We start from the raw sequence: 25,420 nt of genomic DNA on the forward strand, positions 1-25,420 counted from the left end.
GCGGCGTGCCCGCCGCAACGATGCGCCGCCAGCCTCGTTCAGCAACCCGAAAGGATTGCGGATGCGGCTGCCGGTTACCGGACCTCTCCTCGTCGCGCTCGCCTGCGTGGCATCTGCGGCAGCGCAACCCAGTCCCGCCGCGCCGCGCGCGTGGTGGGGCGACTATCGCTACGTCTGGAACGGCGGGCGCACCGCCGGTGGATCGGGCGTCGTCGTCACCTATGATCTGCGTCTCGGCGCTGACGGCTGCCGCATCACCGCGCGCGGCTATCAAACCGACGAAGTAATCCGCTGCACCGCCGTTCCCCGCGCCGGCGTGCTCGACATCGCGTTTCGCAGCTTCGGTGATGGCGCATTGCGCAACCAATATGGCGTCGCGGTCTATCGCCCCGGCGAGCGGCTGTTCTCGCTCTCCAACCGTCGCGGCACGATCTGGACTGGCTGGGGCAGCTACAGTCCGTGGGAGAATGATCGCCCGCTCGGCCGCCATTTCAGGAAGGTGACGCGGTGACCGCTGCGCCGCGCGCAATCGCGCTCAACTGCACGCTCAAGCCGTCCGGCGCCTCGTCGACCGACGCAATGATCGCGGTGCTCGCCGCCGCCTTCGCCAAACAGGGCGTCACCGTCACCGAAACGATCCGCATCGCCGCGCACGACGTGAAGCCCGGCGTCACCAGCGACGAGGGCGATGGCGATGCCTGGCCCGCAATTCGTGAAAAGATCCTCGCGCACGATATCCTCATTTTCGGCGGCCCGATCTGGATGGGTCAGATCGGCAGCGTCGCGAAACGCGTGCTCGAGCGGATGGACGCGTTCATCGGCGAGACCGACGACCAAGGCCGCATGCCGAGCTTCGGCAAGGTCGCCGTGGCCGCGATCGTCGGCAACGAGGATGGCGCGCACTGGTCCTCGGCGCAGCTCTTCCAGTCGCTCAACGACACCGGCTGGACGATCCCGCCCGTCTCCGCCTGCTACTGGGTCGGCGAAGCGATGGGGTCGGTCGATTTCAAGGATCTCGGCGAAACGCCCGAGAAGGTGACCCAGACCGCGACGACCGTCGCAACCAACGCCGCGCACCTCGCGCGGCTACTTCTCTCCAATCCGATGCCGGGAATTACCGCATGACCGATGCCAGCCGCCGAGACGTTCTGAAGGGCAGCGCCGTTGCCGGCGCCGGCCTTGCCGCCGCCCCCGTTCTTGCGCAGCCCGCGCGGCGCCCGACGCCCGATCCAAAGACCGCCTACACCAGCCAGCCGTTCCCCGAGCAGCGCCAGAAATGGCCCGCGCTCCAGCGCGACATGCAGCCCGTCCCTGATTGCGGCGAGCGCAGCTACCGCGGGTCGGGCCGGTTGCAGGGGATGAAGGCGCTGGTGACGGGCGGCGACAGCGGGATCGGCCGCGCCGCCGTGATCGCCTTCGCGCGCGAGGGCGCCGACGTCACGATCAACTATTTCCCGACCGAGGAGCCCGACGCGCAGGACGTCGCCAAGCTGCTGCGCGCGGAAGGCCGCAAGATCGTCCTCATTCCCGGCGACCTCACCAACGCCAAATTCTGCGGCGATCTCGTCACGCGCGCCAATCGAGAACTTGGCGGGCTCGACATCGTCGTCAACAATGCCGCGTAACAGCAGTCGAAGGCGTCGATCGACGAGATCACCCCCGAACAGTTCGATCGCACGATGAAGACCAACGTTTACGCGATGTTCCACATCTGCAAGGCGGCGGTACCGCTGCTCAAGCCGGGCGCAACGATCATCAACACGCTGTCGGTCAATTCGTACAATCCGGGCGAGGAACTGCTCGATTACGCGACGACGAAGGGCGCGCAGCTGATCTTTACCAAGGGGCTCGCCAAGCAGCTCGGGTCGCGCGGCATCCGCGTCAACGGCGTCGCGCCCGGCCCGGTATGGACGCCGCTGCAGGTCGCGGGCGGGCAGCTTCCCGGCAAGATGGGCGAGTTCGGGCAGGATACGCCGCTGGGTCGCGCCGGCCAGCCGGCCGAATTCGGCGCGATCTGGGTTGCACTTGCCGATCCGACGACCAGCTTCACCAGCGGCAGCGTGTTCGGCGCCAACGGCGGCACGGGCGCGGTCTGACCGCAAAAGCCACGCCGCCCGGGCGCAACGTCGGGGCGGTGGGACGGCTCAGTCGAGGTTCGGCCGCAGCCGCCGCTTTGCCGTCTCGGCGTCCACCCCGCGTCGCCGCGCATAATCCGCCACCTGATCCTCGCCGATCCGCGCGACGCCGAAATATTCCGCCTGCGGATGCCCGAAGTAGAAGCCGCTCACCGCCGCGGTCGGCAGCATCGCGTAGCTCTCGGTCAGCGTGATCCCGGTCCGCGCCTCGGCGTCGAGCATCTCGAACAGGATCGTCTTCAGGCTGTGCTCGGGGCAGGCGGGATAGCCCGGCGCGGGGCGGATGCCACGATATTGCTCGCGGATCAGCGCCTCGTTGGTCAGCTGCTCGTCGGGGGCGTAGCCCCACAATTCGGTTCGCACCTTGCGGTGCATCGCCTCGGCCATCGCCTCGGCGAAGCGGTCCGCCAGCGCCTTGAGCAGGATGTCCGAATAATCGTCGATCGCCGCGCGGAAGCGCTCCAGGTGCGGCTCGATCCCGTGGATGCCGACCGCGAAGCCGCCGATCCAGTCGCCCTGGGGGTCGATGAAGTCGGCGAGGCACATGTTCGGACGCCCTTCGCGCTTGGCGATCTGCTGACGCAGAAACGGCAGCCGCACCGTGCGCTCGTCGCGCCGGTCGAGATCGGGAATGCGGAACCCGTCGGGAATGCTCGCGCCGTCGGGGCTGCGGTGGCTCTCGGTATGCGCGGTATAGACCCACACGTCGTCGTCGTGCCGGTGGCACGGCCACAGCCCGGCGACGCCGCGCGCGGTCAGCCACTTTTCCTCGACGATCCGGTCGAGCATCGCCTGTGCATCGGCGTATAGCGCGCGCGCGCTCTCCCCCACCACCGCATCGTCGAGGATCGCGGGGAAATTGCCGGCGAGTTCCCAAGCGCGAAAGAACGGCGTCCAGTCGATATAGTCGCGCAGGTCGGCAAGGTCCCAGTCGTCGAACACGTGCACGCCCGGCTGGCGCGGCGCGGCTGGCTTCAGCGTCATGTCGGCAACGAAGCCGTTGGCACGCGCGCGCTCCAGCGGCAGCAGGTCGTTCTGCCCCTTGCCCTCGCGTGCGGCGCGCACCGCGGCATATTCATCGGCTACCTTGATTACATAAGGGTCGCGCTGCGTCTCGGAGACGAGCGCGGTCGCCACGCCCACCGCGCGACTCGCGTCGAGCACGTGCACCACCGGGCCCTCGTACGCCGGCGCGATGCGCAGCGCGGTGTGAACCTTGGATGTCGTCGCCCCGCCGATCAGCAGCGGCATCGTCATGCCCGCGCGCTGCATCTCCTCGCCGACCGTCACCATCTCGTCGAGGCTCGGCGTAATCAGGCCCGACAGGCCAATCATGTCGGCGTCGTTCTCGTTCGCCGCTTCGAGGATTTTGGTCCAGGGCACCATCACGCCCAGGTCGATCACCTCGAAGCCGTTGCACTGCAGGACAACGCCAACGATGTTCTTGCCGATATCGTGAACGTCGCCCTTGACGGTCGCCATGATCACGCGGCCTTTGGCCTTGGCGCCGGCCGATTTCTCCGCCTCGATGAACGGCAGCAGGTGCGCCACCGCCTTCTTCATCACGCGCGCCGATTTCACCACCTGCGGCAGGAACATCTTGCCGCTGCCGAACAGGTCGCCGACGACGTTCATGCCGTCCATCAACGGGCCTTCGATCACCTCGATCGGCCGCCCGCCGCGCTCGAAGATCGCGACGCGCGCCTCCTCGGTATCCTCGACGACATGCGCGTCGATGCCCTTTACCAGCGCGTGCTCCAGCCGCTTGACGACGTCCCACGATCGCCACTCGGCGGCCTGCTTCTCGGCCACCGCATCGGTCCCGCGGAAGCGCTCGGCCAGCGCCACCAGCCGGTCGCCCGCCTCGGGATCGCGATTGAGGATCACGTCCTCGCATGCGGTGCGCAGCTCGGGATCGATCGTGTCGTACACGTCGAGCTGCCCGGCGTTGACGATCGCCATGTCCATCCCCGCGGGGATCGCGTGGTAGAGGAACACCGAGTGCATCGCGCGGCGCACCGCCTCGTTGCCGCGGAAGCTGAACGACAGGTTGGAGAGCCCGCCCGAAATATGGACGTGCGGGCAGCGCGCCTTGATCTCACGCGTCGCCTCGATGAAGTCGACGCCGTAATTGTTGTGCTCCTCGATCCCCGTCGCAACCGCGAACACGTTGGGATCGAAGATGATGTCCTCGGGCGGAAAGCCGATCCCCGTCAGCAGCTTGTACGCGCGCTCACAAATCTCGACCTTGCGCTCCTTGGTATCCGCCTGCCCGACCTCGTCGAACGCCATGATAACCGCGGCGGCGCCGTAGTTCATGCACTTGCGCGCGCGGTCGAGGAATTCTTCCTCGCCCTCCTTCATGCTGATCGAATTGACGATCGGCTTGCCCGATACGCACTTCAGCCCCGCCTCGATCACGTCCCACTTGGAACTGTCGATCATCACCGGCACGCGCGCGATGTCGGGCTCGGCGGTGATCAGCTTCAGGAACGTCGTCATGGCGTGATGCGCGTCGAGCAGCCCCTCGTCCATGTTGACGTCGATCACCTGCGCGCCATTCTCGACCTGCTGGCGCGCGACCTCGACCGCGCGGGTATAGTCCCCCGCCATGATCAGCTTCTTGAACGCCGCCGATCCGGTGACGTTGGTCCGCTCGCCGACGTTGACGAAGGTGGAGGAGGAGGATTGCGTCACGACATGTCCTAGGGTCGCCCCGAACGCGGGGTCGTCATATGCACGCGCCCACGTGGCGCGCAGGGCAAGAAAGCGTCAGGCCGCCGCCATCGAAAACGGCTCCAGCCCCGCGAGCCGCGTGCGCACCGGTGGCGTCGGCAGCTTGCGCGGCGCGACGTCCGCCACCGCCTGGGCGATCGCCGCGATATGCGCCGGGGTCGATCCGCAGCATCCGCCCAGCACGTTGACCTGCCCAGCCGCGGCCCATTCGTGCACCAGCCCCGCCGTCGTCGCGGGCGCCTCGTCGTACGCGCCCAGCTCGTTGGGCAGCCCGGCGTTGGGATAGACCATGATCAGCGCGTCGCAGATCTCGCTCAGCGTCTTGACGTGCGGCCGCAGCTGCTCCGCCCCGAACGAACAGTTCAGCCCGATCGTCAGCGGCCGGGCGTGGCGGATCGCATGCCAGAACGCCTCCACCGTATGCCCGGACAGATTGCGCCCCGACAGGTCGGTCAGCGTCATCGACAGCATGATCGGCAAGTCACGCCCCAGCGCCTCGCCCGCCTCGATCGCCGCCATCACGCCCGCCTTGGCGTTGAGCGTGTCGAACACCGTCTCGATCAGGATGAAGTCCGCGCCGCCTTCGACCAGCGCATCGATCTGCTCGCGGTACACGTCCTTCAGCTGGTCGAAATCAATCTCGCGATAGCCCGGGTCGTTCACGTCGGGGGACAGCGACAGCGTCTTGTTGGTCGGCCCCACCGCGCCCGCGACGAAGCGCGGCCGCCCGTCCTTGGCCTGAAACTCATCCGCGATGCGCCGCGCCAGCCGTGCGCTCTCCAAATTGATCTCGCGCACCAGATGCTCGGCGCCGTAATCCGCCTGGCTGATACGGTTCGCCGAAAAGGTATTCGTCTCCGCGATATCCGCCCCGGCTTCGAAATAGGCCCGGTGGATCGCTTCGGGCACTTCGGGCTTGGTCAGCGCGAGGATATCGTTGTTGCCCTTCGCGTCATGGGTCAGCCCCAGCGTCCCGGCGTAATCCGCCTCGGACAGCTTCCAGTTCTGGATCTCGGTGCCGAACGCGCCGTCGGTGATCAGGATACGCTTCGCCGCCTCGGCGTGGAACGTCTCGCGCACGCCCATCACGCCGCCTCCGCCCGCGCCGCGGGCCGCGCGCGCACGCCCAGCAGGTGGCAGATCGCGAAGCTCAGCTCGGCGCGGTTGAGCGTGTAGAAGTGGAACTGCTTCACGCCGCCGGCATAGAGCTTGCGGCACAGCTCGGCGGTCAGCGTCGCCGCCACCAGCTGCCGCGCGTCGGGCAGATCGTCGAGCCCCGCGAACAGCCGCTCCATCCACGCCGGCACATCGGTGCCGCACATCTTGGACATGCGCGTCACCGCCGCGAAGTTCGTCACCGGCATGATCCCCGGCACGATCTCAGCGTCGATCCCCGCCGCCGCAACGGCGTCGCGGTAGCGGAAGAAGGTGTCGGGCGAGAAGAAGAACTGGCTGATCGCGCGCGTCGCGCCAGCGTCCATCTTGCGCTTGAGATTGTCTAGGTCCGCCGCCGCGTCCCCTGAATCGGGATGGCTCTCGGGATAGCAGGCGACCGAGATCTCGAACGGGTGCAGCCGGCGCAGTCCTTCGACCAGCGCGGCGGCATTCTCATACCCGCCCGGATGCGCGGCGTAGCGCTCGCCGGCGCGCGGCGAATCGCCACGCAGCGCCACGATATGCCGCACGCCCGCCGCCCAATATTCGTTCGCGACCGCGTCGATCTCCGCCCGCGTCGCCTCTACGCAGGTGAGGTGCGCCGCCGCCGGAATGTCGGTCTCGCGGGCGATCCGCGCCACCGTCGCGTGCGTGCGCTCGCGCGTCGATCCGCCCGCGCCATAGGTCACCGAGACGAAGCGCGGCCCGAGCGGCGCCAGCGTCGCGATCGAGTCCCAAAGCGTCGCTTCCATCTTCTCGCTCTTGGGCGGGAAGAATTCAAAACTCACCTCGATGTCGCCCGCCACGTCGGCGTAGAGCGGCGCGTCGAGCGCGCGGCGCGCCTCTTCGAGCTGGTTGATCGATAGCGTCATGCCGCCTTCACCTCATGCAATGCGGCGCCAGCCTTGCGGCCGAGCCAGATCTTCACCGTCAATTCGCCGCCTTCCAGCGTCTCGACCTGCGCGACGTCGAGCCCCGCGGCCGCGAACCAGCCCGCTATCTGCGCGTCGGAGAAGCCGAGCCGGGTATGCGCATCGCGTGAGCGCAGCTCCTCGCGATCGTGCGGCGCGAAGTCCGCGATCAGCAGCCGCCCGCCCGGCGCCAGCACGCGCGCCGCCTCGACGATCGCGGCGCCTGGCTGCTGCGCATAATGCAGTACGTGATGGACGATCGCGACATCCGCCGCGCCGTCGCCCAGCGGCAGCGAGTAGAGGTCGGCCTGGCGCAGCTCGGCATTGCCCAGCCCCTGCTCGCCGATCTTGGCGCGCGCCAGCCGCAGCATTTCCGAACTGCGATCGATGCCGAGCGCGGTGCGCGCATGCGGCGCGAACAGCTCGATCATCCGCCCCGTTCCCGTGCCGATATCCACCAGCCGGCCGAGCGGCGCGTCGCCCAGCATCCGCTGCATCGCGCGCTCGACGTCGCTCTCGGCGATGTGCAGCGATCGGATCGCGTCCCACTCGCCGGCATTCGCCTCGAACCATTGCAGTGCGCTCGCCGCACGGTCCGCACGCACCGCGGCGAGCCGGGCGGCATCGGTCGCGCCCTCGCCCGCATCCTCGTCCCATGCATCGATCGCCGCGAGCACCGGTTCCACCAGCCGCGCCGCGCCCAGCGCGACGAACACCCAGCTGCCCTCCTTGCGCCGCTCGGCGAGCCCGGCATCGCACAGGATCTTGACGTGCCGGCTGACGCGCGGTTGGCTCTGCCCCAGCACCAACGCCAGCTCACCGACCGATAGCTCCATCGTCCGCAGCAGCTGCAGGATGCGCAGCCGCGACGAATCGGCGAGGGCACGGAAGGTTTCAAGGGCGTTGGTCACGGCTAAAAGATATAAAGATATCTTTATATGTCGTCAAACGCGCATCGACGCGTCCTGTCTTGTCGGCCAGCAAAGTTTCGTTGCGGAGCGAAAATACCTGCGCCACGTTAGTCCCGTCGTCGTCGGCGCTGCCGGCGTTCGTCAAACGACAGGGAGTTTTTCGGTATGAAGTTCTTCGCCACCGCCGCCACGCTCGTTGCCGCCGCCGCGCTCGCCGCGTGCAGCCAAAATGCCCAGAACGAGACGGCAGACGCCGCCAATGCCGTCGGCGCGGATGTCAGCGCGACCACCTCGAACGCAGTCAACGACGTTGAGGCTGCGACCGACCGCGCACTCGGCTCAGCCGAGGCGACGCTCGACAATGCCGGTGCCCGGATCGAAGGCGGCGCGGATCGCGCCGGCGCGGCGATCGACAATTCGGCCGATCGCGCGGCGCAGGAAACGGGCGAGGCGCTGACCGACGCCGGCAACGCGCTGAAGAACTGATGCGTCACGTGACGGGAGGGGCGCTCGCCGCGCTCCTTCTGCTCGCCGCCTGTTCGTCGGAGCCCGACGCGCCCGGCGCGATCAGCGCCGACGAGGAACAGCAGCTCAACGACGCCGCCGCGATGCTCGACGCGAACAGCATCGCGCTCGACAATGCGATCGAGGATACCCCCGCCCGATGAACAAGCGCCGCCTCGGCTCATCCGATCTTCAGATCGCCCCGCTCGTGCTGGGCGGCAACGTCTTCGGCTGGACCGCCGATCGCGACGCGAGCTTCGCGGTGCTCGACGCGTTCGTCGCCGGCGGCGGCACCATGATCGATACGGCGGACGTCTATTCGGCATGGGTGCCCGGCCACAAGGGCGGCGAATCGGAGACGATGATCGGCGAGTGGCTGCGTGCCTCGGGCAAGCGCGACGACGTGCTGATCGCGACCAAGGTCGGCATGCTGCCCGGTGAGGGTGGCGAGAAGCTCGCCCCCGCCCGGATCGCCGCCGCATGCGACGCATCGTTGCAGCGCCTCGGCACCGATCGCATCGATCTCTATTTCGCGCACCAGGATGATGAGGCGACGCCGCAGGAGGCGGTGCTCGAGGCGTTCGCCGCGCTGGTGAAGGCGGGCAAGGTCCGCGTCCTCGGCGCGTCCAATTTCCACGCCGCGCGGCTGAAGTCTGCGAACGAGGCGGCGCGCGCCGCCGGCCTGCCACGCTACGATGCGCTCCAGCCCGAATACAATCTCGTCAGCCGCACCAAGTTCGAGGGCGAGCTACAGGATTATTGCGTCGAACAGAATGTCGGCGTCGTGCCCTATTACGGGCTCGCCTCGGGCTTCCTCACCGGCAAGTATCGCAGCGAGGGCGATCTGTCGAAGAGCGTGCGCGGCGGGCGCATGGGCGATCTTCTTCAGGGTCGCGGCAAGGCGGTGCTCGATGCGATGGACGCCGTCGCCGCGGAAACCGGTGCCAGCCTCGCGCAGATCGCACTCGCCTGGCTCATCGCGCAGGACGGCGTCACCGCCCCGATCGCCAGCGCCACCAGCGCCGCGCAGGTCGAGGAACTGATGCCCGCGATGACGCTGGACCTGACACCCGATCAGCTCGATCGCCTCACCGCCGCCGGCGCCTGAAGCGATCCGAGCCGATCGTCGGCACGATTGCGCTCAGCCACCTGTCCTGGCGCGACAGGCCAGCTCATGGTGGTCTCACCGCGGCGTTAACCCTATCGCGTCAGGTGCCGGCAATCCGTTAGCGGCTATTGCATCGCCATGCTGTCGCCGACCCGCCTCGTGCTTCTGTCGTTCGCGGTCGCCGCGGGGTCGGTCGCCTTCGCCACCACCCGCCCCCCGCCCGGCCCCCGCGTCCTCGCGAGCCAGGACGTGCCTACGACCGTCGCACCGCCTGCCCAGGTTGCGCCAACGCCCCAGCCCCAATCCCAACCTGCTTCGTACACGATCAAGTCGGTCCTCCCGATCGAAGGGCCGATGAAGATGGGCGACCATCACTGGGACGAAAGCGCCGCCCCCGTGAAGGGTACGATCGTCGTCACCGTCGATCTCGCGGCGCAGGTACTCAGCGTCTTCCGCGACGGCCATGAAATCGGCGCCGCCGCCGTCCTGTTCGGTGCTGACGCCAAGCCAACGCCGCTCGGTGTCTATCCGATCACGCAGAAAGACGCGGATCACGTATCGAACATCTATCACGCGCCGATGCCGTACATGCTGCGGCTCACCAACGACGGCATCTCGATCCACGCCAGCGAGGTCGCCGACGGCTATATGACCCACGGCTGCATCGGCGTGCCGCTGGCCTTTGCCAAAAAGCTGTTTGCCGCCGTGAAGCTCGGCGACAAGGTGATCGTCACGCGCGGTGAAGCGCTCGAGGTCGGTCAGCCCGTCAAGGCCATCTGATCCTCACCGCAAACCCGTCACCAACTACACCCAAACCCCTCCTCAACCCCACACTTTCGGGCAGTTCTTCCCGCCTCGGGAGAGCTCAGCGCTCCCCGCCACCCACTGACCGCTGCCGCTGATTGGCCTGCACGATGATAGCACGACGACCCGCATCGTCGGCGTCGCGCCATGCCCCGATCTCGTCCAGCGTCCGGTAACAACCGAGGCACAGTTCACCCTCGTTATCGAGCCGGCAGATGCCGATGCACGGCGATTCGACGCTTGCCGTCACCACGCACCGAACCCCTGTTCGCCCGCGCGATACTCCGCAATCCGGCGCCGCGTCGCCGGTGACGTATCGTCCGGCAGCGCCTCCACGGCGGCCCACGCAACCTCTGCGATCTCACGCCGATCGGCTGCGATCAGCGCCTCCGGCGTATCGGTTTCGGCTGTAAAGACAACGACATGATCGTCCTTGCTCTGCGCCGTGTTATGATAGACGCCGAGTACGCGCACCAGCCGCACGTCGCCCAGCCCCACTTCCTCGCGAAGCTCGCGGCGGATCGCCGTCGCGGCACTCTCGCGCTTGGCAACGCCGCCGCCCGGCAGATACCAGCCATCGATATAGTGATGCCGTACGAGCGCGACGCGCCCCGCCCGATCGACCAGCACGGCGCGCGCGCCGAACGTGCGCGGGCGCCTGAGCTTCCACCACCATCGCATCGCGCGCCCGGCGATCCGGTAGCGCCACGCAGGCACGTCAGCTGCCGATCGTTGCGCTCAGGAACGCCGGCACTGGACCGTTCCACCCGTCGTCCGGCCCCTCGTCACGCTCGTGGCGACGCTGCGACGTGGATCGCTGATAGCCGGCCTGATCGTCCCGACCCCGGCTCGCCTGCTCTTCGCGGCTGCTGCCTGCCCGGCCTCCAAGCCTGCGACCCGCCTGATCGTCACGCCGGGTATCCGCACTTTCACGAGCAGCCGGTTCCTTCTCGACAACTGGCGTTGCAGGTGCGTCCGCCGCCGGTCTCGGCCGCGCACGACCTGGCCGCTCGCGCGGCGTCTCGGCGATCGCCTCGTCAGCCGCCGGAACTTCGAACTTGGCAATGGTTTGCCCGGTAAGCTTTTCGATGTTTTGGATGTTCTCGGCGTCTTCGGGTCCGACGAAGGTATAGGACGTGCCCGTGGCCCCTGCGCGCCCCGTGCGACCAATGCGATGCACGTAATCGTCGGGATGCCACGGTGCATCGAAATTGAAGACGTGGCTGACGCCCTTGATGTCGAGCCCGCGCGCCGCGACGTCGGACGCCACCAGGATGTTGATGTCACCCGACTTGAACCGGTCAAGCTCGGCGATCCGCGCCGACTGTTCCATGTCGCCGTGAATCTCGCCCGCTGCGAAACCGTGCTTCTTCAAGCTCTTGTTGAGCTCGCGCACCGTCGTCTTGCGGTTGCAGAAGATGATCGCAGTGGCGACGCCGTCCGATTTCAGCAGCCGGCGCAGCGTATCGCGCTTTTGGAATGCCGAGCCCTTCACCGGCACCAGCCACTGCGTGATGTTGATGTTGGTGCTCGCCGGGCGCGCGACCTCGATCGTCTTGGGATTGGACAGGAACTTGTCTGCCAGCTTCTTGATCGGCGGCGGCATTGTCGCCGAGAAAAGCAGCGTCTGCCGCTGCTTGGGCAGCTTCGTGCAGATTTCCTCGATATCGGGGATGAACCCCATGTCGAGCATGCGATCGGCCTCGTCGATCACGAGCATGCTGCAGCCGTTGAGCAGGATCTTGCCGCGCCCGAACAGATCCATCAGCCGTCCGGGGGTCGCGATCAGCACGTCGACGCCGCGCTCCAGCGCCTTCACCTGATCGCCCATCTGCACACCGCCGATCAGCAGCGCCATCGACAGTTTGTGATACTTGCCGTAGATCTCAAAATTCTCTGCAACCTGCGCCGCAAGTTCGCGTGTCGGCTCGAGAATCAGGCTGCGCGGCATCAGCGCGCGGGCGCGGCCGTGCGCCAGGATATCGATCATCGGCAGCACGAACGACGCCGTCTTGCCCGTCCCCGTCTGCGCGATGCCGATGATGTCGCGCATCATCAGCACGCTGGGGATCGCCGCGGCCTGGATCAGCGTCGGGTCGGTATAGCCCGTGTCGCCGACGGCGCGGAGAAGTTCTTCTGACAGGCCGAGGTCGGCGAAGCTCATGGCGATCCTGAAAAAGGGGCGCGAAGCGCACGCCCGTCATTGGGCGCGAGACGCGATTGCGCGTCCATTGTCAAGGAAAACGCCGCTTTATACTGTGCGGACGGACTATTTCGTCGTCGCGGTCAACGTCCTGAACCGGCTGATCTCGCAGCGCGCGCCCGATCGCGATCGAAGCACGTCGCGCTTGGCACAGACCATCCCATCGGCAGCGCGCTTCAGGTAGAAGCCGCTGTAGAAGTTGAGCGTCGGGCAATCGTCATCAAGCTTGGCGCGCAGGCGGCGTCCGTCGGTGACGATCAGGTCGACGTCGCCGTCGCGGGAGAACATCGCGCTCGCCAGTGTCGCGGCGGCGACGCACTTGGGCGCCTTGTGCTCGCGCCACGTCACCTCCGCCGCCGGTTCGCTGCGTCGTACGGGAAGTTGCGGGATGCGGATCACCACCCGCTCGCGGTAGATCATCTGCGCGAACTGTACGCCGTCCAACCCCGCCGGCTCGTGCGCCGAGATCAGCAGCGGTCCGCAGATCGCGAGCGGAAGAAGGGCACGGCGCTGAGTCATCGGTTGATCGTGCCGTTGCCGCGAAATGTTTGAACCATGGATGAATTGCGGCGATCATGCGGCATGACGCCAGCCCAGACCAGCCTCGTCGACGCGCTCCGCCCCATCGTGCAGCCGCGCGCCATCGTTACCGATCGCGACGCCATCGCGCCGTGGGAGATCGACTGGCGAAAGCGCTGGCATGGCCGTGCACCGATCATGTTCGAGCCCCGAACGGTGCGCGAGGTGCAGGCGATCGTCCGGGCAGCGGCCGCCGCCGGCGTTCCGCTGGTGCCGCAGGGCGGCAACACGTCGATGGTCGGCGGTGCGACGCCGCCGTCGAGCGGCGACGCCGCCCTCCTGTCGCTTCGCCGGCTCAATGCGATCCGCGCGCTCGACGCGAACGCCGGGCTGGCAGTTGCCGAAGCCGGCGTGATCCTCGCCGATCTGCACGCTGCGGCGCTATCGGCCGGTCGCCGCTTCCCGCTAACGCTGGGCGCGCGCGGATCGGCGACGATCGGCGGATTGGTGTCGACCAACGCCGGCGGCACGCAGGTGCTGCGCTGGGGCACGATGCGCGGCCTGGTCGCCGGGATCGAGGCGGTGCTGCCGGACGGCACGCTCTACGACGGCCTGTCGCCGCTCAAGAAGGACAATCGCGGCTACGATCTGACGCAGCTGCTGATCGGCGCCGAAGGCACGCTGGGCATCGTCACTGCCGCGACGCTGCGCCTAGCGCCCGCGATCCGTGCGCGGGCAGTGGCCTGGGCGGCGGTCGCCTCCCCCATCGAGGCGCTAGCGCTGCTGCGCCGCTTCGAAGCCGCCGGTGATTTGATCGAGAGCTTCGAGCTTCTGCCGGCCGAATCGCTTGACGCGGTGCTCGCTCACGTACCCGATGCCCGAGCGCCGCTCGCGACGCCGCACCCATGGCACGTTCTGATAGAGGCCGTCGCCGCCGACGAGCAACCGCCCGAAGCGTTCATTGAGCGCGTCCTCGGGCCAGCGATCGAGGACGGCCTCGTCGCCGACGCGACGCTGGCGACGAGCGAGCGCCAGGCGGACGCATTCTGGCGCATCCGCGATTCGATCTCGGACGCCGAACGCGCGACCGGCCCCGCCGCGCAACATGATATCTCGGTGCCGGTCGATACGATGCCGCGCTTCATGGTGGACGCCGCTGCGGCGTGCGATGCGCGCTTCCCGGGCACGCGCGCCAGCGGCTTCGGCCATCTCGGCGACGGCAACGTCCACTTTCACGTCCGCGCGCCCGCCGGCGCCGATCGCGACCGCTGGCTGGCGGAGGAAGCGCCGGTCGTCTCGCGGTTCGTCAACGATCTCGTCGTCGCGGTCGGTGGCTCGATCTCGGCCGAGCACGGCATCGGGCAGATGAAGATCGACGAGCTCGAACGATTGTCGTCTCCCGCGCGCATCGCCGCGTTGCGCGCGATCAAATCGGCGCTCGATCCGCTCGGCATCATGAATCCCGGCAAGCTGGTGCCGCTTGCACCGCGCGTGGCGGATCAATAGGGCGCGGTTCATCCGGGCGGCTCGGCGTCGCCCATGCGACATTTCTGGAGAGATCAGATGGCCACCGCGCCGCAGCAGCAACCGCTCCCGCTCTTCTACAACGGGCTGGAACCGCTCTCGAGCGAATTGCACGCGGATTACCGCATCCGCCCGGCGACTTCGGCGCCGTTCCTTGGCGCGCAGCACGCCATCCCGGTGACGATCGACGAGTTTGCGCTGGCGCAGCGCTTCATGCCGATCGTCTTCTCCGCCGGCGATGATGCCATCCCGATCGCGCTGATGGGCCTCAACGAAGGCGTCAACGTTTTCATCGATGCCGACGGCAAGCTGACGGAGGAGAACTTCTACGTCCCCGCCTACGTCCGTCGCTATCCGTACATGCTAGCGCGGCTGCGCCCCGATGCGGAGGAGCTGTCGCTCTGCTTCGATCCGACGTCGGACACGATCGGGCGCTTCGACGAGGGCGAGCCCTTGTTCGAGAACGGCCAGCCGAGCGCGGTGACCAAGAACATCCTCGCCTTCAACGAGCAGTTCGAGCAGGCTGGCGCGCGCACCGCGGCGTTCATGACCGAGCTGCGCGAAGCCGAGTTGCTGATGGACGGCGAGGTGTCGATCCAACACGACAGCAATCCGCAGCCCTTCGTCTATCGCGGCTTTCAGATGGTGAACGAGGAAAAGCTGCAGGATCTGCGCGGCGACCAGCTGCGCAAGATGAGCAAGAGCGGCATGCTGCCGCTGCTCTACGCGCACCTCTTCTCGCTCTCGCTGATGCGCGACATCTTCGCCCGCCAGATGGCATCGGGCAAGATGCCGCAGCCGAACCTCAACGCCTGATCGCAGGAGAAATGCGATGGCCCGCCTGCCGCAGGATCGGCGCTACTCGAGCGTCGCCATCGCGTTTCACTGGATCATCGCGCTGCTGGTGGTTGTCAATCTCGCGATCGGCCTGCTGCATGATGCGATCCCTTCGCTGCGCGCGTGGATGCCCGGTCACAAGGCGGTCGGTATCACCGTGCTGGCGCTGACGGCGGGCCGCCTCGCCTGGCGGCTCGCGCATCGGGCCCCGCCCCTGCTGGCGCACACGCCCGCATGGGAGAAGGGGCTCGCCCATGCGACGCACTGGACGCTCTACGCGCTGCTGCTGCTGATGCCGCTCAGCGGCTGGGCGATGGTCTCGGGTACCGAGAAGCGCCGCCCGCTCGACTGGTTCGGGACGTTCGACATTCCCTACCTGCCGGTTTCCACCGCGACCGGTAGCGCGGCGCATGAGGCGCACGAACTGCTCGGCTGGCTGATGCTGGCCTTGGTGGTTCTGCACATCGCGGCGGCGCTGCGTCATCACCTCATCCTGCGCGACGATGTGCTCGCTCGGATGGCGCCGGCGGTGCGCCGCTAGCTTCTTTGTTGCATCGCGACGACGGGGCTTGAAACCAAATACCGCACTCCTAAGTTAGTGCTGTACGGCGTCCGTGTCCCCCCTTTCGCGGAACCGTATGGCACATCCTCGGATGTGTCTCCTCCCTGAACCTTGGCCACCTCGGGCAACCGCCCGGGGTGGTTTTTTTATGCTCATTCGGCGGCCAGCGCGCGGGGGTGCGCCATGGCCTCGTCGGCCAGCGCGTCGATGATCGCGCGGACGAGATCGACGACACGCGCCGCGCCGCGCCCGGGCCGGTCGAACGTTTCGTCGAGGTAGAGCGAGCGATCGATTTCCAGCTGGATCGCGTGGATCCCGGCGGCGGGGGTGGCATGGCGCTCGAGGATATGCCCGCCGGCATAGGGGGCGTTCAACGCGTGACCAAGGCCGGCCGCCGCCACTTCCGCCTCGACGCGGTGGACGAAGCGGCCCGCCGCTGCCCGGCCGAACCGATCGCCCGTCACGATCCGCGCCGCGCTGTTGACGATCGGCGGCATCGAATGGAGATCGAGCAGCACGGCCACGCCGAAGTGCGCCTTCGCCGCTGCGAGCAGCCGTGCGAGCGTTTCGTGATAGGGGCGGTGCGCATCAGCGATTCGCGCTGCCACGTCGTCGGCGCGCAGCCGGCGCCGCCACAGCTCGCCCGCGGCGGAGGTGCGGCGCGGCACGAGGCCAAGGCCGCTGCGCACCTTGGTGCTGAGATGCCCGGACGGCGCGCCGTCGTCGAGCCGCGGATCGCGATCATGCTCCGCGCGGTTGAGGTCGATCCACGCCCGGCCGATCCGCTGCACGATCGTCGCTTCGCCGCTGCGCGCCGCCAGCGCGATCGCGTCGACGTAGCGATCCTCCAGCCCCGTCAGCGCGGCTGCGGGCACGCGCAGTGCCGCATACAGCGCGTCGGGATAGTCGCGGCCTGCGTGCGGCACCGACAGGACCACCGGGCTCGCAGGCGGCATCTCGCCGTACAGGTCGAACGGGGGCGGCATCTCGGCTCAGCCTATGGAACAACCGGGTTCGCCGCAATGCACGCTCGTACGCGCAACGCCGCCGTCTGGAAAATGTTAAGGGGTTGGCGCATACATGGGTCGCCAGAGCGCGAGGGCACGAATGATCCGGATTTTGCTGGCCGAAGACGACCAGGTGATGCGCGAATATCTGACGCGCGCGCTGGAGAAATCCGGCTATGCGGTAACCGCCGTCGATCGCGGCACGGCGGCGCTGCCGCTCGTCGAGCAGGAGGAATTCGACCTGCTGCTGACCGACATCGTCATGCCGGAAATGGACGGGATCGAGCTCGCGCAAAAGGCAGGCGAACTGCGCCCGAACCTGCGCGTCATGTTCATCACCGGCTTTGCCGCCGTCACGCTGCGCGCCGGCAAGGCGATGCCGCAAGCGCGCGTCCTGTCGAAGCCGTTCCACCTGCGCGACCTGGTGCTCGAGGTCGATCGCATGTTCGAAGTCGGAGAATTTCTCGGATCGAATTGAGCGGGGTTGCGCTGCGGCAAAGCCCCGGCTAATGGCCCCGCTCCCGTGGGCGTGTAGCTCAGTGGTAGAGCACTGTGTTGACATCGCAGGGGTCGCAAGTTCAATCCTTGCCACGCCCACCATGAAAAGCCCCGGCGATCTGCGGATCTCCGGGGCTTTTCTGTTTCTGCTGCGATGCGATTGGTTGAGGCGTTCGAACGCGCACCAATCTACCGGCCGCTGCGATATCCTTCATGAAATTGGAACGCAGCTACCAATAAACCGACGTCCAGCAGCAAGCGGATCCGTCCCTGATGATGCCGCCTGTTCACGCGTGCGTCTGGCGTAAGCGCCGGCCACATCTGGCAATTACCGGGTTACCGAGTCTACTTGGTGTGGATCGCGTCGCTGATCGGTGAAGGTGCTTGACGGCATCGGAGGCTTGCCGCGAAAGGGATTGGAACGGCGCGGCGGAGGCAATCGGCGCGATGGCACGAAAGAAACTGTGGCTGGCGGGAGCGTCAGTCCCTGCGCTAGCGGTGACCGGCGGCGCGATTTATGCGCTGCCGCTGGCGGCCGATCCGACCGGTCCGAAAGATTGCGCGGGCGTACTACCTACGCTGGCCCCGGTTGTTGCCAAGCCGCTGTCCACCAAGCGACCGGCCGCGCCAAACTGGTCTCAGCGCGGTGGCACCGTGAACGACGCCAGCTGCCTTAGCCGCACCGCCGTTGCCGGCGTCGTGCAGATCCGCAACGAGGCGGATGTCGCCACGGCGATCGCCCATGCGCGGGCCAATGGGCTGCCGGTGTCGGCCGCCGGGGTGAAACATTCGATGGGTGGCCAGGCGTTTCGCGCCGGTGGCGTAGTGCTGGACATGCGTGGTCTGAAGGCGATCCGGCTCGACGAGGCGGCGGGCACCGTGACGGTCGGCGCCGGCGCGACATGGCACGCAATCCAGCAGGCGATCCATCCGCGGTTTGCGGTCAAGGCGATGCAGTCGACCGACATCTTCTCGGTCGGCGGCTCGATCTCGGTCAACGCGCACGGAATGGATCATCAGGCCGGCGCGATCATGGGATCGTTGCGCAGCGTGCGTCTGATGTTGGCGGACGGGCGGATCGTCACGGCCTCGCGCGACGAAAATGCCGATCTGTTCCGCCATGTGGTGGGTGGCTACGGGCTGTTCGGCGTTATCCTTTCGGCGACGCTGGAAGTCGTTCCCAACGCGATCTATCGCTCGGAACGGGCGCTAATCGACTATCGCGACTTCCCGGCGACCTTCGCGCGCATCGCGGCCGATCCTAGCGTTGGGCTCAGCTACGTCCACCTGTCGACTGCCCCCGGCTCGCTGCTGCAGGAGGCGCTCGTCTATCAGTATCGCCAGTTCTCTGAGGATCAGGCACTTGCCCGCGCACCGCTGGGGGAGGTGCCGTCCACGAAGTTACGCCGCCTGACGGTCAACCTCGCGAAGCGGGCCGATGCCTTCAAGTCGGTGAAATGGTGGAGTGAGAAGCATCTCGAACACCGCCTGGAGGCGTGTACCGTCACGCGCGCGCAGGCTCAGGGATCGGGCGAGGCGTGCCTGGTCGCGCGCAACGATCCGATGCACGACTCGGTCGCCTATCTTTTCAACGACCTCCCGGGTGAGACCGACATTCTGCACGAATATTTCGTGCCGCGGGATCGGATCGTGCCCTTCATTGACGGGATGCGCCGTCTATTCCGCGCGCAGGATGCTAATCTGGTCAACGCGTCGATCCGCGCGGTTGGGCGCGAGGACAACGTCCTGAGTTACGCCCCCGCGCCCGCCTTCTCCGTGGTGCTCTATCTAAATCAGACCACCGATCCCGCCGGGACGGCGCGGATGCGAAAGCTGACCAGCGATCTTATCGACCTCACATTGGCGGAAGGCGGTCGCTTCTTTCTTCCCTACCAGCTTCATTATTCGCCCGAGCAGTTGGCGCGCTCCTACCCCGAGATCGGCGCTTTCTTCGCAGCGAAGCGCGCGTGGGATCCGGCGGGCCTGTTCAGCAACACCTGGTATGCGCGCTACGCACCCGCCTTTGCGAAACAGCCGGCGGCGATCCGCCCCTCGACGACCAGCGGCGCGCCGGCGGCGTAGAGTGCGCGGACGAAGCCAGGCCGATCACCACGTGCGAGCGTAGCGCCCCGGCGTACCTCCACCACGCGTCCCCCCGCCGCGACGACTGTCCGCACCGCGTCCGCGCTTTCGCCGATCACGGCGACCTGCCGCCCCGCCGGGCCCACGAAGGGCATGATGATCATCACCAGCGTCCAGCCGACCAGCGCCAATGCTCCGCCGATCAGCGCTCTAATAATCGTAGACATGCTCGATCCTGCCGCCTGTCGCGGTAACGGCGTCGACAAGGGCGTTGAGGCCAGGCACTTTCACTGACGTCCCGATCCGCCGCCATCCCGCCTGTTCGAGCGGCTGGTCGAGCAGCACGGTACCGGGAACATCGCGGCCCGCGGGTAGGAGCGCCGTTACGAAGATATCGTCGTTGCCTGCGATCTCCACCAGCGGGATGCGCGCGCGGGCCAGCTTGCCGATGAGATCGGTGAATTGTGCGTAGCGCGGCGCTGCCACCACGGTCACACCACCGGCGCTACGCAGCGGGCGCAGCCGCCCGTCGACGCGGCGGATCGCATTCGGCTCCGCACGCGCAACGAAGCGCAGCATTCGTTCATCCGGTGCGCTGACCGCGGCGTCGGCGCTACGGATCGCTTTCGCATATCCCGACTTCACGAGATACTCGGCCGTCAGTGCGACGCGCCGCTCGACATGGCGTACCGTCGACGTCCCTGCCCGTGTCTGCCATGCGCCGCGCAGCGTCGCGTCGAATGGAAACCGGTACCAGGGCGTCTCGTGCATGAAGGCGCCGTATCGAGTCTGCGCCATAGCGGCGTAGCGATCGTCCGCGCTGTCCGAGCCGCCGATCCACTCTGAAAGGCGGCCAATTGTTCGCTCATAGGCCGCCTTCACCGCCATCTCGACGGTGAAGCTGATGCCGATGGTGTAGATCATCACCTTGGCGTCCGCGGCACCTGGTCGGCTGCGCGCGACACGGTTGATCCGGCAGAAGCCGGTCCAAAACCCCGCGATGTCGCCGCCATAGCCGTAGCCGCTTGGCGGCAACCCTGCGCTCAGCCAGCGCCCCAGGCTCTCCGCGGCGTAGACGATGTGCCATTCGGGATAGGTCAGCCACGTTCGCGCTTCGGACCGTTCCGCTCCGGCGATCGGACGATAGGGCGCGTGTGGATCGAAACCGGCGATCGGGGCGCGGCAGCCCAGTTCGATCGTTGCCACCGGCACCGCGACCAGCACGGCGAGCAGGCCCGCGCCAGCGAGCGCTACACGCCAGCGACGCCTCATGGCGCGATCGCTGGTCGCCGCGCCAGCCGATAGCCGACGTAAATCGCTACGCCACCAATCACCAGGTGCGGCAGATTGGCGAAGACATGCGCGTAGAGCGACAGCCGCACCGGCCCGTAGAGGAAGATGCCGCCGTCGAGATAGCCGCTGCCCAGAAAAAGCCCCATCACGCCGTCTGCGAAATACAACGGTCCGAACAGCCGGAAATAGGTTCTCGCCGCGCCGTAGGACCACCAAGCTGCGATCCCGGCCCACAGGCCGGAAAAGAAGTGCAGGCTGTCGTCGTAAAGGTCGAGCTTGAACAGGCCGAACAGATTCCCGTCCGCGTCATGGAAGGCGGGCACGTAACCGATACCCACCACCAGCATGAAGCCGGCAAAATAGAGCCATCCGAACCGACGCACTTGATCCATTGGTCTCTCCTGGCGGATGACGTGCCATCCGGCGCGGGACAAGACAATGCACCGCGTTGCCGGGACAGGGAGGGACGAACCGAGCATGCGCGATACGCCCCCTCCTTTGCCCCCTCGTCCACCGGCGGCGATCGCCAGTGGCTGCCTCGTCCGTCTGGTATTCCTCGGCGTTGAAATAACGCTGGGGGTGCTCATCGTGGCGCTGGTGGTAGAACAGGTCTCGCCCGGGCTCGCGGCGCGCGGATACGACATGAAAACCGGCAGCGGGGTGCTGATTGCCGTCGCGCTTGGCGTTGCGGCGGCAATCTATCCGGTACTGTTCCTCGATCGTTTCGCACGACGCGTCGCTGCGCGGATGTAGTCTCGCCGCGTCAGCTCAGCACGCAACCCGACAGGATGGTGGTGCCCGCCAGCTGCCGCACACCGTCGCACGAGACCGTGATGAACTGCCCCTTCGACAAGGACGCGAGCCGCTCACGATAGCCGGCAGGGAAGTTCACGACCATAAAATTGAAGCGGGTGCGCCCCTCCATCGACAGCGCCGGGGTCGCGCCGGGCTGAACCATCGACGCGATCACGCCTGAGACGCGGATCGGACCGGCGTAGCGAGCCGCGGCGCCGGCGGGATCGCTGTTGAAGGCCGAGTCGAGAACCGCAGCCGAGACAACGCCTGACATATCGCCGACCGGCGCGGCGTCGTTCACTGCCCGCTCGCTTCCCCGGATCGGGTCCCCACCGCCCGCGGCGGTGCGTTCCTGCGTTGGCGCAGCCGGATCGCCACTGCGTGGCGCAAACATCAGATAGGCGATGGCGATTGCCGCAACCGCGACAAGCGCGGGCAGGATCCAGCCAAGTCCCCCACCCCCTGTGCGTACCGGCGCCACGCCGGACGGCGCGTGGTCAAGCCCGGCCGCGCGGGGCGAGCTCAGAGGATTAGCTGCCTGGTCGGGCGCAAGCGGCGCCGCCGCCGCACCGCAGTTGGCACAGAATTTCGCCCCCTCGGGCAGTTGCGTACCGCATTGATTGCAGAAGGCCATCATCCGCTCTCCCGATCGTTACGGTCACGACGCCTAAGGCACGCACAACGTTCGAATGATCCTGAACCGTCCCAAATAATTAAACACCGTTCATTTAAAGTTAATTGAGCGGTGCTTATTTCTTGCTCCAGCGATCACGAACGATCGCCGGCGATCCTGCGAGGATCGGGAAGAGAGGAGAACGAGCATGAAGTTCACAGCCTTAATTGCCGCCGCGATTGTCGTGACCGCCGGCGTCGCCAGCCAGCCTGCGGCTGCCTACGGCATCGCCACCAGCGGTCGCACCATGGCAAGCTCGCAGCTCGCCGCGGATGTGCTGACCGACATTTCCCGCTATTCGAAGGCGACCGGCGGCTGCAGCTTCATCTACTCGGCCGATATGCGCATCGTCCCGGGCAGCTTCACCCCCCGCGGGGGCCATGCCGAGATTTGGACGCTCAACGTATGTGCCGCGAAGCAGCGCTTCCGCGTCACGATGTGGCCATCGCCCCGCGGCGGCAGCGACTACACGGTCCAGCCGATCACCGGAAGGATGCCGCTCCACACTCGGTGAAGCCGAACCGCCTGCGAAACGTTCATCAACATGTCATCGGGAGAACAACGATGTTGAAGTCGATCATGACCGTCGCCGCGCTCGGCGCCGCCACCCTGCCCGTTGCCGGACCGGCTATCGCCGCTCCGCTATCCACCTGGCACGGCACGTTCGTGTGGGAGGAGCCGCTCGGCCGCGTCGGCGGGGCGGGTGCGGATGGCGTAGCCATATTCGTTACCCACACGCTGACGCTGGGCCCGGCGGCCGGATCCACGGGCTGCCGCCTCGACGCTCAGGGCTATCAGACCGATCTGCACGTGAAATGCACCGCTACGCCGGAAATGGATTCGGTGGTCATCAAGCTCTACAAGTTCCGGCCGACCGATCCCGGCCGTGGCCCGTCGGGCACGCGTCTGTTCCGCATGACCAGAACCGAGAACGGACTGATGACGCGGCTGGAAAGCTACGGGCCAACCAGCGACATGGGCTCGCGTAGCGGCCCCCTGTTCCGCCGCGCTGGCTGATCCATGTGCCCGGTGGCCGATCGAACGATTGGCCACCGGCTCGCTCGTATCCAAAGGCACCCGTTCGCACATGGGCAGACGATCAGACCACAGCCGCGAGGAATTGACCGCGCTGATGATCCGCGCAGGCACCGAATTGATGGCGCAGAAGGGGTTCGTCGCCTTCTCCGCACGGGAAGTGGCGAAGCGGGTCGGCTATACGATCGGAACGGTCCACAACGTCTTCGGCAACGTCGACGGGCTGGTCACCGCGATCAACACCGCCAGCTTCGGTGACTGGGCGGACGCGCTCGAAGCCAGCCTCGCCACCGCGAAAGGCGATCGCATCGAGGCGCTAGTCCGCGCCTATTTCTCCTTCGCGCGCGAAAACCCGCATCGCTGGGCCGCGATCTACGATCACCGCCCCGCTCGCGAAACGCTGTCCCCGGCGCAACAGGAGACACGCGGCCGATTGATGCGGATCGTCGCGGCGGAGGTGGCTGCCGTACTGCACCGCCCGATCGATGACGCCCTGGGCACCTTCGCCCGCTCGCTCGTCGCCACCGTTCACGGGCATTGCAGCATGGCGATCACCGGATCTTGGGCCGCGATGGGGCAGCACGACCCGGAGGACGCCGCGCTCGCCCGCGTACGCGAGAGCCTCGCCGCGGCGCACCGTCCGTGATGAGAGGTAGCGACATGCAACGCTTACCGCACCGCCCCATCGTGATCGACCGGATCGCCGGTCTGCCGCCGCAATTCGAGCGCGTGCGCGACGGCTGGCTGTTCCGCCGGCATGGCCACGGTCCTGCGCTTCCGCTCAGTGATCAGGAATGCGCCGCGTTCCAGCGCGAGGGTTGGCGTTCCGTCCTGCTCCATTCCGCCGCCCTCCCGCTCCTCGGCTGGCTAGCTTGGCTGGTCCTGGAGCGCATGCTGCCGACGTGGAGCACAAATGCGATCGCGCTGATTTTCGGCGTCGTCATATCGCTGATCGCGCTGGCGCTCTTCGGATCGATCCGGAACGCGGCGGACGCGCCGGCCCGACGGCTTGCCAGTCGCGCACCCGTGCGGCCAGCGCGCGAACCGGATGATGCAATGCAACCAAGCTATGCGACGATCATAGGCCTGACGATGGGGCTGCTATTCTTAGCAGCGATCGGCACGCAACGAACGGCCAGCTTCTACATCGCTTTTGCCAGTGCATCGGTGATGCTCGGGATCATCCTGGCCGTTCGCCGGTGGCTTTTCGACAACCGCCTCACCGCATTGCAACGCGAGCAGCTGCGCGCGCGCGCCGACGAGCAACGGGCGGCGCGCCGCGTCGAGAAGCATGCCGGCAGATCGTGGTGGAAGGGCGCGCTGCTGCTCGGCTTCGTCGTCGTGGAATTAATCTTCCTAGCGGGCGGGGTGCTGGCTGGAATCGCGATTGTCCTGGCGATCAGCGGGCAAACGTCGGAGCAGCTGACCTTTGGCCTGTTCATGACTGGCTTTCTTCCCGGCCTCGCGCTCGGCGCCCTGGCGTTCTGGCCACTCGAGCGCCTCTGCAAGCGCTGGACGGGCGCCTCGGCAGTTCACGCCTTCGATTGGATCCCGGCTGGCTGGTGACGGCTTAAGCACCCTCTCCGGTCAATGAGCGACGGATTTGCACATCCTAGGACGTGAATCTCTGATCAGCCGAGCCGTGGATCTTCGATTGTCCAACAGGGCTTCTCGCAAGTGGTTGATCGTTCGTCTCACGAAGTCGCGGTGATGTCGTGGCGGCTCGTAGACGAACAACCGCGTTCGCCTGCATGAGTGTCAGAGCTACGCCACGCGCGAAGCAAAGGGCAGCGGGGCGATACATCGAAGCGGCTTGCTTCCACGACCCGAACGCAAGGCGCTCGCAATCCTGGCAAGCGTGGCGCCGGGCAATCGCAAAAAGGGTGCGGCGCAAGGCTGAATTCCGAACGCCTATCACCGTAAGAATTCACCTTTATCGCGATGCCGCGCGCGTGGAACGACACGAGTAAGGTCGTTCGTGCCGCCATACGACGTGACCTATGATCATCCGGATGAAGATGCGTTGAAACGGCATCCGACGCCGCACTTCGCGCGATTGTAGGAACGATTAAAGAACCGCTCGCTGATCGCTTGGTGTCCGATACCCACATGACGGTCGACCGCATAT

General features: G+C 66.8%; 29 protein-coding genes, 1 tRNA gene and 1 pseudogene. 18 read left to right on the top strand and 13 right to left on the bottom strand.

The features are described from left to right. Positions 1 to 61 precede the first annotated feature (61 nt). The 3 genes and pseudogenes from B7L05_RS02505 to B7L05_RS02515 all read left to right on the top strand — a co-directional run bounded on the left by B7L05_RS02505 (position 62) and on the right by B7L05_RS02515 (position 2,096). Complete coding sequence (locus B7L05_RS02505) at positions 62 to 511, top strand: DUF5991 domain-containing protein (protein WP_085808645.1); 450 nt, start codon at positions 62 to 64, stop codon at positions 509 to 511. Continuing rightward, the gene (locus B7L05_RS02510) at positions 508 to 1,125 is read left to right on the top strand and encodes a flavodoxin family protein (RefSeq protein WP_085808646.1); all 618 of its coding nucleotides are present in this window, start codon (positions 508 to 510) and stop codon (positions 1,123 to 1,125) included. Before B7L05_RS02505 ends, B7L05_RS02510 begins: the two co-directional genes overlap by 4 nt. Further along, positions 1,122 to 2,096 (top strand): annotated as a pseudogene (locus B7L05_RS02515) (SDR family oxidoreductase). The gene B7L05_RS02510 and the pseudogene B7L05_RS02515 overlap by 4 nt, the downstream one beginning before the upstream one ends. Before the next feature lie 48 nt (positions 2,097 to 2,144). Here B7L05_RS02515 and metH read toward each other — a convergent pair. The 4 genes from metH to B7L05_RS02535 all read right to left on the bottom strand — a co-directional run bounded on the left by metH (position 2,145) and on the right by B7L05_RS02535 (position 7,848). Then, a complete protein-coding gene (metH, locus tag B7L05_RS02520) occupies positions 2,145 to 4,832 on the bottom strand; it encodes a methionine synthase (protein ID WP_085808647.1) in 2,688 nt (895 codons plus the stop codon). 75 nt (positions 4,833 to 4,907) lie between these two features. Continuing rightward, positions 4,908 to 5,957, bottom strand: a complete 1,050-nt coding sequence (locus B7L05_RS02525; protein WP_085808648.1) for a homocysteine S-methyltransferase family protein — start codon at positions 5,955 to 5,957, stop codon at positions 4,908 to 4,910. Then, positions 5,957 to 6,898: a methylenetetrahydrofolate reductase [NAD(P)H] gene (gene metF, locus B7L05_RS02530; protein ID WP_085808649.1), complete on the bottom strand. Its 942-nt coding sequence runs from the start codon at positions 6,896 to 6,898 to the stop codon at positions 5,957 to 5,959. Before metF ends, B7L05_RS02525 begins: the two co-directional genes overlap by 1 nt. Then, complete coding sequence (locus B7L05_RS02535; RefSeq protein WP_085808650.1) at positions 6,895 to 7,848, bottom strand: metalloregulator ArsR/SmtB family transcription factor; 954 nt, start codon at positions 7,846 to 7,848, stop codon at positions 6,895 to 6,897. Before B7L05_RS02535 ends, metF begins: the two co-directional genes overlap by 4 nt. 165 nt (positions 7,849 to 8,013) lie before the next feature. On the opposite strand from B7L05_RS02535, the gene B7L05_RS02540 reads away from it, so the two are divergent. The 4 genes from B7L05_RS02540 to B7L05_RS02555 all read left to right on the top strand — a co-directional run bounded on the left by B7L05_RS02540 (position 8,014) and on the right by B7L05_RS02555 (position 10,240). Beyond that, positions 8,014 to 8,334: a hypothetical protein gene (locus B7L05_RS02540; RefSeq protein ID WP_085808651.1), complete on the top strand. Its 321-nt coding sequence runs from the start codon at positions 8,014 to 8,016 to the stop codon at positions 8,332 to 8,334. Next, on the top strand, positions 8,334 to 8,516 hold the full coding sequence (locus tag B7L05_RS02545) for a hypothetical protein (protein WP_085808652.1): 183 nt from the start codon (positions 8,334 to 8,336) through the stop codon (positions 8,514 to 8,516). Before B7L05_RS02540 ends, B7L05_RS02545 begins: the two co-directional genes overlap by 1 nt. Continuing rightward, entirely contained in the window at positions 8,513 to 9,460 is a 948-nt protein-coding gene (locus B7L05_RS02550; RefSeq protein ID WP_085808653.1) for an aldo/keto reductase, read from the top strand. The genes B7L05_RS02545 and B7L05_RS02550 overlap by 4 nt, the downstream gene beginning before the upstream one ends. Before the next feature lie 354 nt (positions 9,461 to 9,814). Beyond that, a complete protein-coding gene (locus tag B7L05_RS02555; protein ID WP_307718244.1) occupies positions 9,815 to 10,240 on the top strand; it encodes a L,D-transpeptidase family protein in 426 nt (141 codons plus the stop codon). A gap of 85 nt (positions 10,241 to 10,325) precedes the next feature. Here B7L05_RS02555 and B7L05_RS02560 read toward each other — a convergent pair whose 3' ends face one another. The 4 genes from B7L05_RS02560 to B7L05_RS02575 form a co-directional block, all read right to left on the bottom strand. Continuing rightward, positions 10,326 to 10,517, bottom strand: a complete 192-nt coding sequence (locus B7L05_RS02560; protein WP_085808655.1) for a DUF1289 domain-containing protein — start codon at positions 10,515 to 10,517, stop codon at positions 10,326 to 10,328. Further along, complete coding sequence (locus tag B7L05_RS02565; RefSeq protein WP_256926575.1) at positions 10,511 to 10,981, bottom strand: NUDIX domain-containing protein; 471 nt, start codon at positions 10,979 to 10,981, stop codon at positions 10,511 to 10,513. Before B7L05_RS02565 ends, B7L05_RS02560 begins: the two co-directional genes overlap by 7 nt. A gap of 1 nt (position 10,982) precedes the next feature. Continuing rightward, on the bottom strand, positions 10,983 to 12,428 hold the full coding sequence (locus B7L05_RS02570; protein ID WP_085808656.1) for a DEAD/DEAH box helicase: 1,446 nt from the start codon (positions 12,426 to 12,428) through the stop codon (positions 10,983 to 10,985). A gap of 105 nt (positions 12,429 to 12,533) precedes the next feature. Beyond that, the gene (locus B7L05_RS02575; protein ID WP_085808657.1) at positions 12,534 to 12,986 is read right to left on the bottom strand and encodes a hypothetical protein; all 453 of its coding nucleotides are present in this window, start codon (positions 12,984 to 12,986) and stop codon (positions 12,534 to 12,536) included. A gap of 63 nt (positions 12,987 to 13,049) precedes the next feature. On the opposite strand from B7L05_RS02575, the gene B7L05_RS02580 reads away from it, so the two are divergent. Genes B7L05_RS02580 through B7L05_RS02590 form a run of 3 tightly spaced genes read left to right on the top strand, consistent with a single transcriptional unit; the run spans position 13,050 to position 15,888 of the window. Then, positions 13,050 to 14,492, top strand: coding sequence for an FAD-binding oxidoreductase (locus B7L05_RS02580; RefSeq protein WP_085808658.1), 1,443 nt, complete (start codon positions 13,050 to 13,052; stop codon positions 14,490 to 14,492). A gap of 57 nt (positions 14,493 to 14,549) precedes the next feature. Further along, positions 14,550 to 15,326 carry a SapC family protein gene (locus B7L05_RS02585; RefSeq protein ID WP_085808659.1) on the top strand — a complete coding sequence of 259 codons (777 nt, stop codon included), beginning with the start codon at positions 14,550 to 14,552 and terminating at the stop codon, positions 15,324 to 15,326. 16 nt (positions 15,327 to 15,342) lie between these two features. After that, the gene (locus B7L05_RS02590; protein WP_085808660.1) at positions 15,343 to 15,888 is read left to right on the top strand and encodes a cytochrome b; all 546 of its coding nucleotides are present in this window, start codon (positions 15,343 to 15,345) and stop codon (positions 15,886 to 15,888) included. Between the two features lie 173 nt (positions 15,889 to 16,061). Here the strand turns inward: B7L05_RS02590 and B7L05_RS02595 are convergent, their stop codons facing one another. Further along, entirely contained in the window at positions 16,062 to 16,895 is an 834-nt protein-coding gene (locus tag B7L05_RS02595) for an N-formylglutamate amidohydrolase (RefSeq protein WP_085808661.1), read from the bottom strand. Positions 16,896 to 17,016: 121 nt separating this feature from the next. Here B7L05_RS02595 and cpdR point away from each other — a divergent pair, with 121 nt between their 5' ends. The 3 genes from cpdR (at position 17,017) to B7L05_RS02610 (ending at position 19,496) form a co-directional block, all read left to right on the top strand. Continuing rightward, complete coding sequence (gene cpdR / locus B7L05_RS02600; protein WP_085808662.1) at positions 17,017 to 17,394, top strand: cell cycle two-component system response regulator CpdR; 378 nt, start codon at positions 17,017 to 17,019, stop codon at positions 17,392 to 17,394. A gap of 47 nt (positions 17,395 to 17,441) precedes the next feature. After that, positions 17,442 to 17,516: transfer RNA gene (locus B7L05_RS02605), tRNA-Val, on the top strand. 345 nt (positions 17,517 to 17,861) lie between these two features. Next, a complete protein-coding gene (locus tag B7L05_RS02610; protein ID WP_085808663.1) occupies positions 17,862 to 19,496 on the top strand; it encodes an FAD-binding oxidoreductase in 1,635 nt (544 codons plus the stop codon). Here B7L05_RS02610 and B7L05_RS02615 read toward each other — a convergent pair. From B7L05_RS02615 to B7L05_RS02625, 3 genes are read right to left on the bottom strand one after another with little or no spacing between them, the layout of a single operon-like run. Further along, complete coding sequence (locus B7L05_RS02615) at positions 19,424 to 19,723, bottom strand: hypothetical protein (protein WP_256926576.1); 300 nt, start codon at positions 19,721 to 19,723, stop codon at positions 19,424 to 19,426. The genes B7L05_RS02610 and B7L05_RS02615 overlap by 73 nt on opposite strands. Continuing rightward, the gene (locus tag B7L05_RS02620; protein WP_085808665.1) at positions 19,707 to 20,768 is read right to left on the bottom strand and encodes a hypothetical protein; all 1,062 of its coding nucleotides are present in this window, start codon (positions 20,766 to 20,768) and stop codon (positions 19,707 to 19,709) included. Before B7L05_RS02620 ends, B7L05_RS02615 begins: the two co-directional genes overlap by 17 nt. Continuing rightward, entirely contained in the window at positions 20,765 to 21,181 is a 417-nt protein-coding gene (locus B7L05_RS02625) for a DUF4383 domain-containing protein (RefSeq protein WP_085808666.1), read from the bottom strand. Before B7L05_RS02625 ends, B7L05_RS02620 begins: the two co-directional genes overlap by 4 nt. Before the next feature lie 85 nt (positions 21,182 to 21,266). Here B7L05_RS02625 and B7L05_RS16820 point away from each other — a divergent pair, with 85 nt between their 5' ends. Further along, positions 21,267 to 21,542 carry a hypothetical protein gene (locus tag B7L05_RS16820; RefSeq protein ID WP_144037089.1) on the top strand — a complete coding sequence of 92 codons (276 nt, stop codon included), beginning with the start codon at positions 21,267 to 21,269 and terminating at the stop codon, positions 21,540 to 21,542. Between the two features lie 10 nt (positions 21,543 to 21,552). On the opposite strand, the gene B7L05_RS02630 is transcribed toward B7L05_RS16820, so the two are convergent. Then, on the bottom strand, positions 21,553 to 22,221 hold the full coding sequence (locus tag B7L05_RS02630) for a zinc-ribbon domain-containing protein (protein WP_085808667.1): 669 nt from the start codon (positions 22,219 to 22,221) through the stop codon (positions 21,553 to 21,555). A 184-nt stretch (positions 22,222 to 22,405) separates the two neighbouring features. Between B7L05_RS02630 and B7L05_RS02635 the strand changes: the two genes are divergently transcribed. From B7L05_RS02635 to B7L05_RS02650, 4 genes are all read left to right on the top strand, one after another. After that, positions 22,406 to 22,771 (top strand): hypothetical protein, encoded by a 366-nt coding sequence (locus tag B7L05_RS02635; protein WP_085808668.1) that lies wholly within the window; start codon positions 22,406 to 22,408, stop codon positions 22,769 to 22,771. A gap of 50 nt (positions 22,772 to 22,821) precedes the next feature. Next, the gene (locus B7L05_RS02640) at positions 22,822 to 23,274 is read left to right on the top strand and encodes a DUF5991 domain-containing protein (protein WP_085808669.1); all 453 of its coding nucleotides are present in this window, start codon (positions 22,822 to 22,824) and stop codon (positions 23,272 to 23,274) included. Between the two features lie 70 nt (positions 23,275 to 23,344). Beyond that, positions 23,345 to 23,938, top strand: coding sequence for a TetR/AcrR family transcriptional regulator (locus tag B7L05_RS02645; protein WP_085808670.1), 594 nt, complete (start codon positions 23,345 to 23,347; stop codon positions 23,936 to 23,938). An 83-nt stretch (positions 23,939 to 24,021) separates the two neighbouring features. Continuing rightward, the gene (locus B7L05_RS02650; RefSeq protein WP_144037090.1) at positions 24,022 to 24,858 is read left to right on the top strand and encodes a hypothetical protein; all 837 of its coding nucleotides are present in this window, start codon (positions 24,022 to 24,024) and stop codon (positions 24,856 to 24,858) included. The last annotated feature ends 562 nt before the right edge of the window (positions 24,859 to 25,420 follow it).

This window comes from Sphingomonas sp. TZW2008 (genome assembly GCF_002117915.1).
GTDB lineage: Bacteria > Pseudomonadota > Alphaproteobacteria > Sphingomonadales > Sphingomonadaceae > Sphingomonas.